Origin of the sequence: Alteromonas gilva, from assembly GCF_028595265.1 — a bacterium.
In the GTDB taxonomy this organism is placed as follows: Bacteria; Pseudomonadota; Gammaproteobacteria; order Enterobacterales; family Alteromonadaceae; genus Alteromonas; species Alteromonas gilva.
The window spans coordinates 89,315-104,431 of the sequence record NZ_JAQQXP010000005.1 but is presented as its reverse complement, the minus strand read 5'-3'; the positions used below and the strand labels follow the sequence as shown (position 1 = coordinate 104,431).

Below are 15,117 nucleotides of genomic sequence, written 5' to 3'. Positions count from 1 at the left end.
AACAGTATTCTTAGTGTTTTAAAAAGTATTGTTCAGGAGGTTAACCAGATACCCCGGTTAACCGACGCGCTGTTTCGTCTGGCCGAACGGGTTAAGCAAACCATGGGCGTTGACTCCTGTTCGATTTATCTGGCCGACTACGCGGCGCAGGCGTTTGTGTTAAAGGCAACCGATGGCCTGGCCCCCGACGCCGTCGAGTTGGTTAAAATTGGTTTTTCTGAGGGCCTGATAGGCTTAGTTGGTCAGCGGGAAGAACCTCTTAATATCCAGGATGCGCCCAACCACCCCCGTTTTAAACATTACCCCGAAGTTAAAGAAGAAAACTATCACGCCTTTTTAGGTACGCCGATTATCCATCAGCGTAAAGTGCTGGGCGTCATTACCATGCAGCAAAGCGCAAAACGTAAATTCAGCGAAGATGAAGAAGCGTTTTTGGTGACTCTCGCGGCACAGATTGCTCTGGAAATATCCAACGCGGAAACCCGTGGCGCACTCAATCCGTCGGTTGGAATGTACGTCGGGAATTTACAGAAAAACGTCCGGGGTGTGCCGGGTTCACCGGGTCTGGCAATGGGCGTCGGTTACTCACCCCATGCGGCGTATACCTTAGCCACCTGGATTGTAAAAGAGTCAGATCAGACCCAGCAGGAAATTGAGTATTACCGCAAGGGGGTGGAACAAACGCGCGCCCATGTTGAAGTGCTTTCACAGCGTTTAGAGGGTCAGGTACCTGACGACGTCCGGGCAATTTTTCAGCTTTATCATCAGCTACTTGATGCCAATAGCCTGGGGCGTGAAGTCGAAGCAAAAATACGTGAAGGCTGGGACGCGGCGTCATCACTGAAGCTGGTGGTAGAGGCCTATGCTGCACGTTTTGAGGCGATGGACGATCCCTACATGCGGGAGCGGGCCATTGATATTGTTGATTTATCCAACCGCATACTGGTAAACATATTACAGATCATCAACGGTCACAAAGACGTTGTTAACAGTGGTTTTCCTACCGAGCCGAGTATTCTGGTAGCCGAAGAAGTGTCGGCTCCGATGCTGGCAGAATTCCCCAAGGAGTTCCTGGCGGGGATCATTTCAATTCGTGGTTCGAATAACTCTCACGCAGCTATCCTTGCTCGCGCAATGGGCGTTCCCGCGGTAATGGGATGCCAGAATGTGTCACCTACGCTGTTAGAGAAAAAGGCTATCTTGCTGGACGGCTATGCGGGTGAAGTCATCGTTTCGCCGGAAAAGGCAATTCAGGCGGAGTTTAGCCAGCTCATCAAAGAAGAGCAGGTGCTTGCCCAGCGCATCGAGCGGGAGGCGGATAAACCCAGTGAAAGCGAAGACGGTTGCAGTATGGACCTGTTGGTTAACGCGGGCTTATCGGCAGAAATAGAAACTGCCGTGCATTCGGGCAAGGTCGGGATTGGTCTGTACCGCACCGAAATTCCGTTCATGATGCGCGAACGTTTTCCCTCTGAGAGTGAGCAGGTGGAGCTGTACCGCAATGTGTTACTGGCCGCCCCCCAGCGCGAAATCGTAATGCGTACGCTGGATGTGGGGGGCGATAAACCACTGCCCTATTTCCCAATAACCGAAGAAAACCCCTTTTTAGGCTGGCGTGGTATACGGTTAACCCTGGATCATCCCGAGATATTTCTGGTGCAGGTCAGAGCGATGCTGCGTGCCAGCATAGGCTTAAAAAATCTGAGTATCATGTTACCCATGATTTCCAGTGTCGGTGAGGTTAACGAAGCGCGACGTCTGGTAGAACAAGCCTTTTTCGAAGTTGAAGAAGAAGCCCAGATAAAAGGCGAGCAACTGCACCGGCCGCGTCTGGGGATCATGCTGGAAGTACCATCGGTGCTGTACCAGTTGCCTCAATTGGCAAGTAAAGTTGATTTCTTTTCGGTTGGCAGCAACGATCTGACACAATATTTGCTCGCGGTAGACCGCAACAATACGCGGGTCGCCAGTTTATATAACAGTTATCACCCGGCAGTTTTGTCGGCCCTGTACGATATTGCTAAACAATCCGCTGAACAAAATATTCCGGTGTCTATTTGTGGTGAAATTGCCGGTGAGCCCGGAGGCGCTATTTTGCTCATGGGCATGGGCTACCGAAAGCTGAGTATGAATGCCTTTAACCTGCGTAAAATTAACTGGGTTATTCGCAACGTAAAGCTTTGCGAAAGCCAGGCCTTATTGAAAAGTGCGCTCTCGTCTGATAGCTATGAAGAAGTTTTTCATCATATTAATCAATATCTCGAAGTAAAAGGTCTGGGTGGCCTGGTCCGGGCTGGCTCATAATCAACAGGTGACTCATCGCGCTGTCACTGCCACACAGAATTATGCTCCGGATATGATATGCTGGCGCCCTGAATTGACTGGAGATAAAGCGTGGAACCGCTGTTAGTTATTTTTCTGAGTTGCATGGCGCTGGGTATGCTTACCGGCACACTGGCGGGTATGCTGGGCATTGGCGGTGGGCTTATTATTGTACCAGTGCTTACCCTGTTACTGAGTGGCATTGGGGGGATCGGTGCTGAACTTGCCATGCCAATGGCCATCGCAACCTCATTATTTACCATTATAGTGACCGGTTTTTTTTCAGCGAAAGCACATTATTCGCTCGGTAACATAGTCCCGAAACTGATTATCTGGTGCTGCGCTGGCATTGCAGTGGGAGCCGTAGCCGGGGCGCAATTAGCAAGCGTCTTACCAGCGCAAACCCTGGCCCGGGTGTTTGCGGTATTGGTCATCCTTATTGCACTGCAAATGGTGTTTGGTCGTAAAACCGCCTCAAAACATCACTATACACCAACCATTTTGGTGGTTGTTGGTGTGATAGTTGGCACCGTATCAGCGCTGATGGGGATTGGCGGTGGCGCTTTGCTGGTGCCTGCTCTGGTGTGGTTTCAGGTCCCTCTTCGCCAGGCCATAGGATGTGCCGCCGTGAGCGGGCTGGTTATTGCCATGTTCGGCACCGGTAGTTTTATTTATGCCGGTTGGGGACTGCCGACCCTGCCGCCATGGTCGCTGGGTTATGTGTTTTTGCCGGCAGGTTTAGGCATAATGGCAACCTCGGTGTTTACTGCTGGATTTGGTGCTCGTTTAGGGCAGAATATGCCAACAGCGTTACTTAAAAATATTTTAGCCGGACTGCTGGTTATCGTTAGCATCCGCATGATTATAGGAATGGAATAGTACATGGCCGAAGCAGATTTTCTGGTATTTCCCAATATCGACCCGATCATTGTGAGCCTTGGCCCACTGAGTGTGCGTTGGTATGGGATGATGTATTTACTTGGCTTTATAGCGGCCTACATACTGGCAAAAAAACGCTTACGGTCAACACCGTGGAGCCGTGAACAACTCAGCGACCTGTTGTTCTGGGGCTTTGTGGGCGTGATCATCGGAGGCCGGATTGGTTATGTGTTTTTCTACCAGTTTGAGCTGTTTATGCAGGATCCATTGTACCTGTTTAAAATACACACCGGCGGTATGTCATTCCACGGTGGTTTGCTTGGTGTTATTGCTGCCATGGCATGGCAGGCAAAACGTCTCAATGCAACGTTTTTACAGGTCGCTGATTTTATTGCGCCTCTGGTACCAATCGGCCTGGGCGCCGGTCGCATCGGTAATTTTTTAAATGCCGAACTGTGGGGGCGAACTACCGATGTGCCCTGGGCAATCATATTTCCGGGCGCGGGGCCGCTGCCGCGTCATCCTTCGCAGCTTTATGAGTTCGCCCTGGAAGGGGTGGTGTTATTTGTTATATTGTGGCTGTATTCAGCGAGGCCACGGCCAACCGGTGCAGTGGGTGGTTTATTTCTGATAGGCTATGGACTGTTCAGGTTTATTGTTGAATTTTACCGTGAGCCGGATGCGCATATCGGTTTGTATCAGATTGGCTTAAGCCAGGGGCAAATTTTATGTGTGCCGATGATCGTATTGGGCGCAGGTTTAATGATCTATGCCTATAAAACAAAATCAGTGACGCCAGCGTCAACACAAGCTGCAAACAAGAATTAAATGTCATGAAAGAATATTTAGCATTAATGCGTCATGTCAGAGACAACGGCGTTAAAAAAGAAGATCGCACCGGCACCGGTACCTTAAGTGTGTTTGGCTATCAGATGCGTTTTGATCTGAGTGAGGGGTTTCCCTTAGTCACTACCAAAAAGTGTCACCTACGTTCTATTATTCACGAGCTGCTTTGGTTTCTAAAAGGCGAAACCAATATTGCTTATCTAAAAGAGAATGGCGTGTCGATTTGGGATGAGTGGGCAACCGAAGACGGCGAGCTCGGGCCGGTGTATGGACATCAGTGGCGCAGCTGGGCCAGTGACAATGGCGAAACCGTTGATCAAATTGCCCAACTGATTGAGCAAATAAAAACTAATCCCGACTCCCGGCGTTTAATAGTGAGTGCCTGGAATCCAGCGGTATTGCCAGACACGTCTATGTCTCCCAAAGAGAATGCCGCAAACGGAAAACAGGCTTTACCGCCGTGCCATACCTTGTTTCAGTTTTATGTTCTGGAAGGCAAGTTATCTTGTCAGTTGTATCAGCGCAGTGGTGATATTTTCCTCGGCGTGCCCTTCAATATTGCCAGTTATGCCTTGTTGACCCTGATGGTTGCACAGGTGTGCGACTTAGAGCCCGGCGACTTTATTCACACGCTGGGCGACGCGCACTTGTATGTAAACCATCTGGAACAAACCGATTTACAGCTTAGCCGTGAGCCTTATGCCCGTCCTGTCATGAAACTTAATCCGGCAGTAAAAGACATTTTCGGTTTTAGTATTGACGACTTCACTCTGGAAAATTATCAGTGTCATCCACACATTAAAGCGCCGGTTGCTATTTAAGGCCCGGGTATGACTAAAACCAACGTTTTAATCTGCGATGATTCGGCTTTCGCTCGCAAGCAAATGGCACGCGCCGTGCCTGATGGCTGGGAGGTCGATATTCATTTTGCGGTTAACGGGATGAACGCCATCGAGCAAATTCACCAGGGTAACGGCGATGTGATGTTTCTGGATTTGAACATGCCGGTCATGGACGGTTATCAAACGATGGAAATTATCCGCAAAGAGGACTTGCCCTGCCTGGTTATCGTGGTATCTGGTGATGTTCAGCCTGAAGCGCGGCAACGCATGCTGGCCAAAGGCGCTCTGGACTTTATTCGCAAGCCTATCGATAACGATAAGTTAAGTACCTTGCTTAAGCAGTATGGTATTTACACCGGTGACAGTGCGGCGACGCAGCGCACGCTGCAAGCGGCGATTTCGCCTGCCAGCGAAACGGAAATGTTCGATGCCTTCCGTGAAGTAGTGAATGTCGCTATGGGTCGAGCCGGCGAAAACCTGGCCCGACTGCTTAACGAGTTCATTGATTTACCCATTCCTAATGTCAACGTTATCGAAAATAACGAACTTCATATGGCCATTGCTGAAATAAACCGCAACGAGAGTGTCTCAGCGGTTTCTAAAGGCTTTGTGAGTGCGGGGATACATGGGGAAGCACTGGTACTGTTTAACGATACTGAATTTGCCAGCATCATTGAACTGCTTAATTACCATCAGTTATCGGCGGCCCCTGCGCAGCTGGAAGCACTCATGGATATTTCGAATATTATCATCGGTGCCTGCCTGAACGGGCTGTCCGAGCAGCTCAACGTGACGTTTAGTCACAGCTCACCAATCATCTTAGGGCGTAACCGGGAACTTGAGAGTATTCTGACCACTACCAGGCAGCGTTGGAGCCGCATTGTGGCTGTAGAAGTCTGCTTTGCGATTAAGCACAAAGGGGTCAATTTTGATCTGCTGTTGCTGTTTCCCGAAAAGTCGATGGAGCGGATTTACTCACGACTGGTAGGTACGGAGGGGTAGTCATGTCCGATAGTATGGAAGACATCAATCGTCAGCACTGGATGCATGATCTGTTAGGTTCGCTGGAAGTGGGCATAGTGGTGCTCGACCGTAACTTTAAGGTTGAAGTGTGGAACCAGTTTATGGAAAACCACAGTAATCTGCGCCCCAGCCAAATCGTGGGACAGTCTCTGTTCACACACTTCCCCGAAATTGACGCAGAATGGTTAGCGCTTAAGAGTGAACCGGTATTTAATTTAAAGACGCCGGTGTTTTTAATTTGGGAACAGCGCCCCTACTTATTTAAGTTTGATTGTAACCGGCCTATTACCTCAGAACTCGATTACATGTACCAGAATGTGACGTTGTTTCCCCTCTCGTCGCTAACGGGTAAGGTCGATAGATTATGTATGCTGGTGTACGACGTAACTGTGCAGGCCAGCAGCAGGCTGAATATTGAAGGGTTGAATAAGCAGTTAACACAGATGAGCAGGGTCGATGGCCTTACCCGGTTATTTAACCGTCGTTACTGGCAGGAGCGCTTTGGGAATATCTTTAAGCTCGCCAAGCGCAGAGGCTCTGTAGACACCGCTATGATGCTCGATATTGACCACTTTAAGGCGGTCAATGATACCTATGGTCATCAGTGCGGAGACAAAGTGATTCAGGCGCTGGCAGCAATCATTAAAGATACCGTGCGCGAAACTGACCTGGCTGGCCGCTACGGTGGCGAAGAGTTCGCGATTATTTTACGTGACTCAAATAGTGACAATGCACAAGAAGTGGCTGAGCGCATTCGGGTTGCCGCCGAAAACATGGCCGTCACGCACGATGGGCAAACCGTGAGGTTTACTGTTAGTCTGGGGCTGGCGGCGTTTAATATGCAGGATGACAACGAAATGCAGTGGCTTGAACGGGCTGATCAGGCATTGTATAAAGCAAAAGAAAATGGCCGTAACCAGTGGGTGACAGGCTAAAGCTGGCAGCGACGACAGCTTTTTTTGTCACGTCACACTTGCCGGTTACCGGGCCGGTCGCCTTCAATACGCCTGATCTGGTGTCTTAGCCTGTACAAAATAAATAAGCTCGGAATGACCATTAAGGCCGTCAGAATAAAAAACAGCGTCCAGTTACCGCCCAGTTTATCCACCAGTACGCCGCTGCTTGATGCCAGCAAGGTACGGCTGAGTACGCTCAATGACGCCATTAAGGCATATTGAGTGGCCGAAAAAGCCCGATTACACAGCAGAGATATAAAGGCCACCATGGCAACGGTACTCCAGGCCGCAGTAAAGCCATCGAGAATAATAGTAGCCATAAACCAGCCTTTATGCGGGCCAATTTCAGCCATCCAGGCAAACATTAAATTGCTCGCAGCCATGGCTGAGCCAGCAATAAGCAAACCGCGAAAAATGCCGTAATGAATATTGACCATGCCACCGATGACTGAAAATATGATGGTTACCCACCAGTTAAGCAATTTTGAGTAAGTGCCAATATCGCTGTTGCTAAATCCGATTTCTTTGTAAAACACAATGCTCATTCTGCCCAGAAAGGCCTCGCCAATTTTGAACAGGAATATAAACAATAAAATCTGTAAGGCCAGGCGCGCACCACTGCGCTGGAAGAATTCGCGGAAAGGCTCAACCAGGCTTACCAATAGCCAACTCGCTATTTTACTGAACAGCGATGAGCGGTGGTTTAGTAATGCCTGATAACGTTGTGTTGCCTGTGCTAATAGTGAAGCGCGGTCAACCACGGGCTCTTTGGCCCAGAAGACCGATAGCAAACACAGCGACATAATGGCTGCGAGTAACAGATAGATCTGCTGCCATTCCCAACCCGGCAGATCGGCGACTAAAAAAGGAATGGCACCCAAACCGCCGTAGCCCGTCCACCATCCGGCGGTGGCCAGCGACGATGCAGCCGACATGGTGTCATTTTCATGCTGGCCGATAGTATCAATACGAAAGGCATCGATGGCGATGTCCTGGGTAGCCGAGCTAATGGCAATAATTAAGCCGCACAGGGCAATCTGATACAGCGCAGTTTGCGCATCCAGCGTCGACATCCACACGCAGCTGAGGATCATAATAACCTGCATCTGTGCTATCCAGCCGCGCCGTTGACCGAGCAACAGCGGCTTTACCCGGTCGAGTATGGGCGCCCACAAAAAGTTGATTGAATACACCGCAAAGATAGCGCCAAACAAACCGATTGCTGATCGCGATAGCGACTCGTCTTTGAGCCAGGCGGTTAATACCGAACCAATCATTACCCACGGAAAGCCACTGGCAATGCCAAACACAAAGATACTCAGTAGTCGCCTGTCGCGAAAGAAAACTAAAGAAGAAAACACTTAATAAAGCTCGGATTGTTTATTATTGTAAGTGTATTGGATCACGTATGTTGATTGGCTGCAAGTAAAACTCAGGGTCTTTAGTAAAGACCGCGTAAATTGGGGTAGGATAAAAAATACAGTTAAGGACGAAGCCCGATACAATCCATGGGATACACCGACTCACCGCGCAGGTACGCCACGCAATTAACCAGTTCTTCTTTTAATACTGTATCGCTGATTAATTGATCTTCGCGCCAGTAATGAATTTGATGTAACAGGTGCCAGAAAACACGCTCTTTATGTGAGCCCGGCTCTAAATCATCGCTGCGATACAAAGACCATTCTTCCAGCGTATCCCAAAAGAAAAAGTTAAGCTCCTTATACTCCAGACTACCTTGCCAGAATGCCCGCAAATAAAAACACAGCTGCCGCGACTTTTCCTCAATAAACTGACTTATGCTCACGTCATGTTCTCACTGGTATATCATAGACGAAGTATAGTCCAAATTTGTAAAAACAATGTCTAAATGCGGTAAACAGAATCGTTTTTATTTGCAACTAAGTGTGTCAGCGACGCCTGCCAGTCTGCGTAGCGATTAGAGAATTAATGGTCTTATTTGTTGTGCTGCTGCGTTGCCGCGCATCGTTTTTAAGAAGTCATTGAGTATATTGTATTTTCGGTAACAGAATTATTTGCTCATCATATTAACTACCAACCAAGGTATCTTACCCAACTGTAAATTTCCTGGCCCAGCCAGACACTCCCGGTACCAGGAATTCGCGTAGACGCGCCGCCGTAATATTGATTGGTTGTAAACATTCTTTGCCGATAATGGGGTTTCAGGCTCACTGCAGCCGCTTCTTTTCGTGATTGTACAGTGGCCGTTTGCCAGTGACTGAGGGTGGGGATACTGATGTCGAGCAGCGGATAAGTGCTCTGTGCCAGCCAGTCAACCAGTGCCTGGTTTTGTTGTCTTGCCGGCCAGAAAGCGCCGATACTGACTAATGTATCGGGCGCGCTAAGTAAATTGTTATGCAATGCATCAAGCAATACCGCCGACGTCATACCTTCGGCCACAATAAACGTGTAACCCTTATACTGACTGGCGTACTGGTAGGCAGCATTAACCAGCCCGATTATTTGCAAGCGGTAGCTGTCGTAATCGATAGGGGAATTGAGTAAGTTTGCTACTGGCTTGGGATTATCGGTAACCGTTGATTGCGTTGCCAGGGCCTGGGTAAAGTCAGTCGGAACCAGCAACGTGCGCCAGCCTTTTTGCTTTAATGTGTCCGCAAGGACCAAACCGGTATCAAGGTTTAACGAAGGTGACTGAGTCGACACCAGAACAATAGCGATACCACGCACCATGGGCACCGATGGTTCAACCTCAAGCGCCGGTATTTGTTGATCGGCAACCGCTAAACTGCGTAGCTCATCATCCTGAAAATAACGGCTCAGGTCGTCCATGGTATTGGCACAGACGGCCGGAACAGCCAGCCACAGGCTGACGATAACCGTTGTTATTATTCGGCTCATAGGCGGCATCAACATTTATCATGGGTTAACTGAGTCGGTGTTAAGGGTATCGGCTGACACCTGAAAAAGTTAAGCCGGAGAGTTAAAGGGCGGCGGTGTGTAATTACCAAAGGGTAAGGGGGCGCAAAACTGCATTACTTTATTACTGGTCGGGTGGTTAAACTGCAGTGATTCAGCATGTAACTGCAGCCGCGGGGCGCTGCCCACAACTGCGTCGCTGCCGTAGAGACGATCGCCTAAAATAGGGTGGCCAAGAGCAAGCATATGTACCCGTAATTGATGAGATCGGCCTGTCACCGGCACCAGGGCTACGAGGGTTTCCTGCTCTGACTGACTGACCACCTCATAGTGAGTCAGGGCGGGCTTGCCATGCTCGGCATCGACCATTTGCCGGGGCCGGTTAGGCCAGTCACAAATCAGTGGCAGATCGACACTGCCTGAAGGTTTGGCAAGTTTGCCGGCCACCCGGGCATAGTAGCGTTTGGCCGTTTGGCGCAGCTCAAACTGTTTAGAGAGCAAGCGGTGACTATCTTTGTGCTGGGCAACGACCATAACGCCGGACGTTGCCATATCAAGACGGTGAACAATCCGTGCATGGGGGAAAACCCGCTGCAGCCGTGAAATCAGCGAGTCTTTGTGCGCTGGTGCTTTGCCCGGCACGCTCAGTAAGCCGCTGGGTTTGTTGACCACGATAATATCATCATCGTAGTACAACAGCTGCAGATACGGCGTAAGGGGCGGCGCGTAAATGAAGTCCGGATTGGCCGTTCTGGTTGCTGCATCCATTGGTCAGTCTTTGCCTCTAGCCATCAGGGGTTATTGACCAGCACGCGCACAGCATCGAGCTGTACATCGCTGTCCCGTAACACTTTGGTCAGGGCCGTCATTTGTGTTTGCAAAAACGCTATTTCACTGTCACGAATGGCCGGGTTCTGCTTTTGCAGATCGGTGAGACGCTGGATCTCTGCCCCCAGGGTACCTTGCATCCTTTGCATGGCTTCACTTAACACGTGGTTAGCTTCCTGATGTGCCTGCTCACGGGCACTGTGCAGATGTTGCTGCAGCTGTGGTGTGAGCGCCTGGATCAACTGTTGCGCTATCTTACGGCCAATTTTACGGTGCGCGCTGGTGGCTAAATCTGATGACTGACCCTTCGCATCGAGACAAATTCTAATCGGTGTCGGCGGCAGGAAGCGCTCTAACTGCAACGCTGGTGGCGCTTTCGCGGATAGAATAAAGAGCGTTTCGAGGTAATAGGCACCTTTGGGCTGGCTACTGTCGGCCACAAAGCCGACGCTGCTTTTACCATAAATATCAGTAAGCACCATTTCGATAGCATGATGCACCAGCGGATGATCCCAGGTTAAAAAGTGGACGTTTTCCAAAGTGGTGGCGGTGCGACGCCGATAGGTGACGGTCATCCCTTCCGGATCGAGTCCGGGTAAATGGCCTATCATCGACTCGGTAGGGCGCAGAATAAAACAGTCCTGGCCTTTTTCTTCCTGCTGCACACCGATAGCATCAAACAGACGACCCGCGAACTTAGGTAGATCGGCCGCGCTATCCAGTGCAATAATTTCTTCTAACAAGCTGTCCACGCGCCCAACACCGGCTGCGTTAAGCTCCAGCAGTTTATCGCGACCGGCGTCGAGGCGCGCTTTGAGTTCGCTGTTTAATTGCTGGCTCTGAGAGATCAATTCTGCCTGTAAGTCGGTGTCGAAAGGAGTGAGGCAGTTCATGATTAAACTCTCTTCGACAGACTCAAATACTTTACCGCCGGTTGGGCAGGTTTGCTCAAAGGCGTTTAAACCTTCGTGATACCATTTTAGCAGCACCGACTGGGCTGACTCTTCAATCACCGGAACGTGGATCTGAATATCTTCAGTTTGGCCAATTCTGTCTAAGCGGCCAATGCGCTGTTCAAGCAGGTCCGGGGTCAGGGGTAAGTCAAACAGGACCAGGTGGTGGGCGAACTGGAAGTTACGGCCCTCACTACCTATTTCACTACACAATAGGATCTGCGCGCCCTCATCGGGGTCGGCAAAGTAGTGAGCGGCCTTGTCGCGTTCAACAATACTCATACCTTCGTGGAAAACGGCCTGACGGATACCGGTGCGTACCCGAATGGTTTCTGCCAGTTGCTGAGCGGTACCAGCGTGTGCACAAATTAACAGTACTTTAGCGGGTTTAATCTCCGGCAGCAGGTTGAGTAACCACTCTACGCGCGGGTCGGCGTCAATCCACAAATCCTGCACGTCAGGCTGGCGTTCAGGAAACAGCGCTTCCGACAGCGATGTGATGGTATCAATCTGATACAGCTCAGGTTGCGGTAGTGGATAAGCATGCAGATGACGCGACGGGAACCCTTCTATTGCGGCGCGACGATTTCTGAACAGCAGGCGGCCGGTACCATGACAATCAATTAACTGATGCAAGAGCGCATCTCTGCTTTCAGGTGAACTTAAGTCATCAAACTGTGCCATGATCTCTGGCGCGAGTTGATTGAGCCGGGCTATATCCTCTTGGTTTAACGCGTCACCATCGATAAGCGGAGAGACCGCATCGGCCAGTGCCGTATACTGCGACTCCTCGTTTAAAAAGGTGTTGTAGTCGTAAAAACGCGCCGGATCGAGCAAGCGTAATCGGGCAAAATGGCTTTCATGGCCGAGTTGATCGGGCGTGGCGGTGAGCAGCAACACGCCTGGTGTGGCTTGAGCGAGTGATTCGATAGTCTGATACTCTACCGATGGCTCATCGGCGGCCCAGGCCAGGTGATGGGCTTCATCCACGACCAGTAAATCCCAGCTTGCCTGTTGTATTTGTTGCTGTCGCTTGGGATGGCTGGTGAGCCAGTTGAGGCCGCATAAGATCAACTGGTCGTTATCAAAGGGATTATCACTTTCGTCTTCCAGCGCCACACAGCGGCTTTCATCGTAAATCGCAAAGGCCAGATTCACTCGCCGCAGCATTTCAACCAGCCACTGATGAAGTAAGGTATCAGGCACTACAATCAACACCCGTGAGGCGCGGCCTGTCAGTATTTGCTGGTGGATAATCAGCGCCGCTTCAATGGTTTTACCCAGGCCGACTTCATCAGCCAACAAAACCCGAGGCGCATAACGGCTACCCACTTCAGAGGCGATATGCAACTGATGCGGGATCAGCTCAATACGCGCCCCCACCATACCAATGGTCGAAGACTGGGCGTGTTTATGCTGATTCGCAAACGCGTTGTAGCGGATATCAAACCATTTGGGGTGATCAAACTGATAATTGAATAAGCGTTTTTCAGGCTGATTCAGGCGTATATGGTGATCCAGGTGGGGTTCGGCCAGGGTGGCAGCTTCTTTGGTATCTTCACGTATACCCTGATAAATGAGCACGCCCTGTTGCTCACTGACCGTTTCGACACACAGACTCCAGCCTTCCTGTGATTTAACCGTGTCGCCTGCTGCAAAGGTAAGGCGGGTAAGCGGTGCTTCCGCTTTGGTATAAATACGGCTTTCTTCAGTAGCTGGATATAGCACTTCTATAGAGCGAAAGTCGATGCGAATAATGGCACCCAGGCCAAGCTCAGTTTCGGTGTTACTCAGCCAGCGCTGGCCAATGGCAAATTGTGTGTCGGTACTCATTTTTTACTGCTCCGTGATAACCGGGAGGCGTATTGTACTGATCCCGCCCGTAGCTGTCTTGATCAATATAGCAATCCTGACAAATCTTGCCGTCGATTGAGACAATTCTGTGCTTTTTGCCGCCGATGGGCGACGGCAATAAAGGATTTATTTACAGAATTTTGCCGAAAAAAAGTGAATAACTCAGCAAACTGCATTATGGTGGAGTTGATGGTCGATGTGATGCGGAGTATCAATCGGCTCAGCGCCCAGCGCATTGGCAGCTCCGTGAACATCGGCTCGTTATAGCACGTCGCAATTAAGACGAGCTTGGTCATGTTCATTGGAGTAACGGATGCCAAGAAATAGCAATGCAGACACCAGAATTTATGTGCTGGACACCAATATCCTGCTACACGAACCTCTCGCCTTCCTGTCTTTTAAAGAAAATGATGTAGTAGTACCTATGACGGTACTGGAGGAACTCGACTACATCAAAGACAGCAAAAAAGATGTCGCACGCGACGCCCGGGTTTGTATACGCGCAATGGAAGATTTGTTGAGTGACGCCACCCCGGACGAAATGCTTGCCGGTGTATCATTAAGTGGTTTAGGGGCCGGCGAAAACCGACCCACCGGGACGCTGTCGATTTATGCTGATTTGAACATGGCGGAGTCACAGCAAATCTTTGCCAGCGATGAAAACGATAACCGTATTATTAACGTTGCGCTGCATTTGCAAACCGTGTTTGCCTCTCAGCAAGTAGTACTGGTTACCAAAGATATTAACATGCGCCTGAAAGCGAAAGGTGCTGGCCTTGCTCACGTTGAAGATTACCGAACTGACCAGCTTATTTCAGACATAAAGTATCTGACCAAAGGCTACCACCAGTTTGAGGGGGATTTTTGGCAACGCGTTAAGTCGGTGGACAGTCGCTCTGAAGGGCGTGACACCATTCATACAGTGCCGCGTTCGTTATTACCAGAAGCCTATGTGAACGAATTTCTGCTCGACGACAGCAAGCAGTTTGCCGGCATAGTCGAGTCGATGACCAGCGATGAAATGGACATTCTTGATCTTGGTTTCGACCGCTTAATGTCGCGTACTGCCTGGGGGATAACGCCCAAAAATATAGGCCAGGCAATGGCCCTGCATTCGCTGCTCGACCCGCACATTGATCTGGTGATCCTGACCGGTCCTGCCGGCAGCGGGAAAACCTTGCTGGCGCTCGCTGCGGCACTTGAAATGGTGGTAGAGCGGAATATGTACGATAAGATTATTGTCACCCGCAATACCCCTGAAATTGCCGAATCCATCGGCTTCCTGCCGGGCACTGAGGAAGAGAAAATGGCGCCCTGGCTGGCGGCAATAACCGACTCCCTGGAAGTGCTTCACAAGCACGATGAAAACACCAAAGGGTCTATGAGCTATATCATGGAGAAAGCCAATATTCAGTTTAAATCGGTTAACTTTATGCGCGGGCGCAGTATTCAGAATGCTATTGTTATTCTGGATGAGTCGCAAAACCTCACCGCGTCGCAACTTAAGACCATTATTACCCGGTGCGGTGAAGGTACCAAGCTGATATGCAGTGGCAACCTGGCGCAAATCGACAGTAATTATCTGTCAGCGGTGACATCGGGCTTAACCTATCTGGTTGAGAAATTTAAGGACTTCTCCGGCAGTGCCACCATTAACTTGGATGGTGTGGTGCGTTCGCGCCTGGCGGACTTTGCTGAAAACCATATGTGATAAAG

At 50.0% G+C, this 15,117-nt stretch carries 12 protein-coding genes; 7 read left to right on the top strand and 5 right to left on the bottom strand.

Annotation, left to right across the window (positions count from 1 at the left end; all coding sequences use genetic code 11):
* The first annotated feature begins 6 nt into the window (after positions 1–6).
* The 6 genes from ptsP to OIK42_RS20190 all read left to right on the top strand — a co-directional run bounded on the left by ptsP (position 7) and on the right by OIK42_RS20190 (position 6,847).
* Positions 7–2,304, top strand: a complete 2,298-nt coding sequence (gene ptsP / locus OIK42_RS20215; protein ID WP_374211887.1) for a phosphoenolpyruvate--protein phosphotransferase — start codon at positions 7–9, stop codon at positions 2,302–2,304.
* A gap of 90 nt (positions 2,305–2,394) precedes the next feature.
* Positions 2,395–3,201 (top strand): sulfite exporter TauE/SafE family protein, encoded by an 807-nt coding sequence (locus tag OIK42_RS20210; RefSeq protein WP_273643007.1) that lies wholly within the window; start codon positions 2,395–2,397, stop codon positions 3,199–3,201.
* A gap of 3 nt (positions 3,202–3,204) precedes the next feature.
* Positions 3,205–4,029 (top strand): prolipoprotein diacylglyceryl transferase, encoded by an 825-nt coding sequence (gene lgt / locus OIK42_RS20205; protein ID WP_273643006.1) that lies wholly within the window; start codon positions 3,205–3,207, stop codon positions 4,027–4,029.
* A gap of 5 nt (positions 4,030–4,034) precedes the next feature.
* On the top strand, positions 4,035–4,868 hold the full coding sequence (locus OIK42_RS20200; protein WP_273643005.1) for a thymidylate synthase: 834 nt from the start codon (positions 4,035–4,037) through the stop codon (positions 4,866–4,868).
* Positions 4,869–4,877: 9 nt separating this feature from the next.
* Complete coding sequence (locus OIK42_RS20195) at positions 4,878–5,891, top strand: response regulator (RefSeq protein ID WP_273643004.1); 1,014 nt, start codon at positions 4,878–4,880, stop codon at positions 5,889–5,891.
* 2 nt (positions 5,892–5,893) lie between these two features.
* Positions 5,894–6,847 carry a sensor domain-containing diguanylate cyclase gene (locus OIK42_RS20190; protein ID WP_273643003.1) on the top strand — a complete coding sequence of 318 codons (954 nt, stop codon included), beginning with the start codon at positions 5,894–5,896 and terminating at the stop codon, positions 6,845–6,847.
* A gap of 32 nt (positions 6,848–6,879) precedes the next feature.
* Here the strand turns inward: OIK42_RS20190 and OIK42_RS20185 are convergent, their stop codons facing one another.
* The 5 genes from OIK42_RS20185 to rapA all read right to left on the bottom strand — a co-directional run bounded on the left by OIK42_RS20185 (position 6,880) and on the right by rapA (position 13,380).
* Positions 6,880–8,229 carry an AmpG family muropeptide MFS transporter gene (locus OIK42_RS20185; protein ID WP_273643002.1) on the bottom strand — a complete coding sequence of 450 codons (1,350 nt, stop codon included), beginning with the start codon at positions 8,227–8,229 and terminating at the stop codon, positions 6,880–6,882.
* Positions 8,230–8,351: 122 nt separating this feature from the next.
* Positions 8,352–8,675, bottom strand: a complete 324-nt coding sequence (locus tag OIK42_RS20180) for a hypothetical protein (protein WP_273643001.1) — start codon at positions 8,673–8,675, stop codon at positions 8,352–8,354.
* 245 nt (positions 8,676–8,920) lie between these two features.
* Positions 8,921–9,748: a DUF3530 family protein gene (locus tag OIK42_RS20175; RefSeq protein WP_273643000.1), complete on the bottom strand. Its 828-nt coding sequence runs from the start codon at positions 9,746–9,748 to the stop codon at positions 8,921–8,923.
* 69 nt (positions 9,749–9,817) lie between these two features.
* Entirely contained in the window at positions 9,818–10,534 is a 717-nt protein-coding gene (locus tag OIK42_RS20170) for an RluA family pseudouridine synthase (protein ID WP_273642999.1), read from the bottom strand.
* 23 nt (positions 10,535–10,557) lie between these two features.
* Positions 10,558–13,380: an RNA polymerase-associated protein RapA gene (gene rapA / locus OIK42_RS20165; protein WP_273642998.1), complete on the bottom strand. Its 2,823-nt coding sequence runs from the start codon at positions 13,378–13,380 to the stop codon at positions 10,558–10,560.
* 334 nt (positions 13,381–13,714) lie between these two features.
* On the opposite strand from rapA, the gene OIK42_RS20160 reads away from it, so the two are divergent.
* The gene (locus tag OIK42_RS20160) at positions 13,715–15,112 is read left to right on the top strand and encodes a PhoH family protein (RefSeq protein ID WP_273642997.1); all 1,398 of its coding nucleotides are present in this window, start codon (positions 13,715–13,717) and stop codon (positions 15,110–15,112) included.
* Positions 15,113–15,117 lie beyond the last annotated feature (5 nt).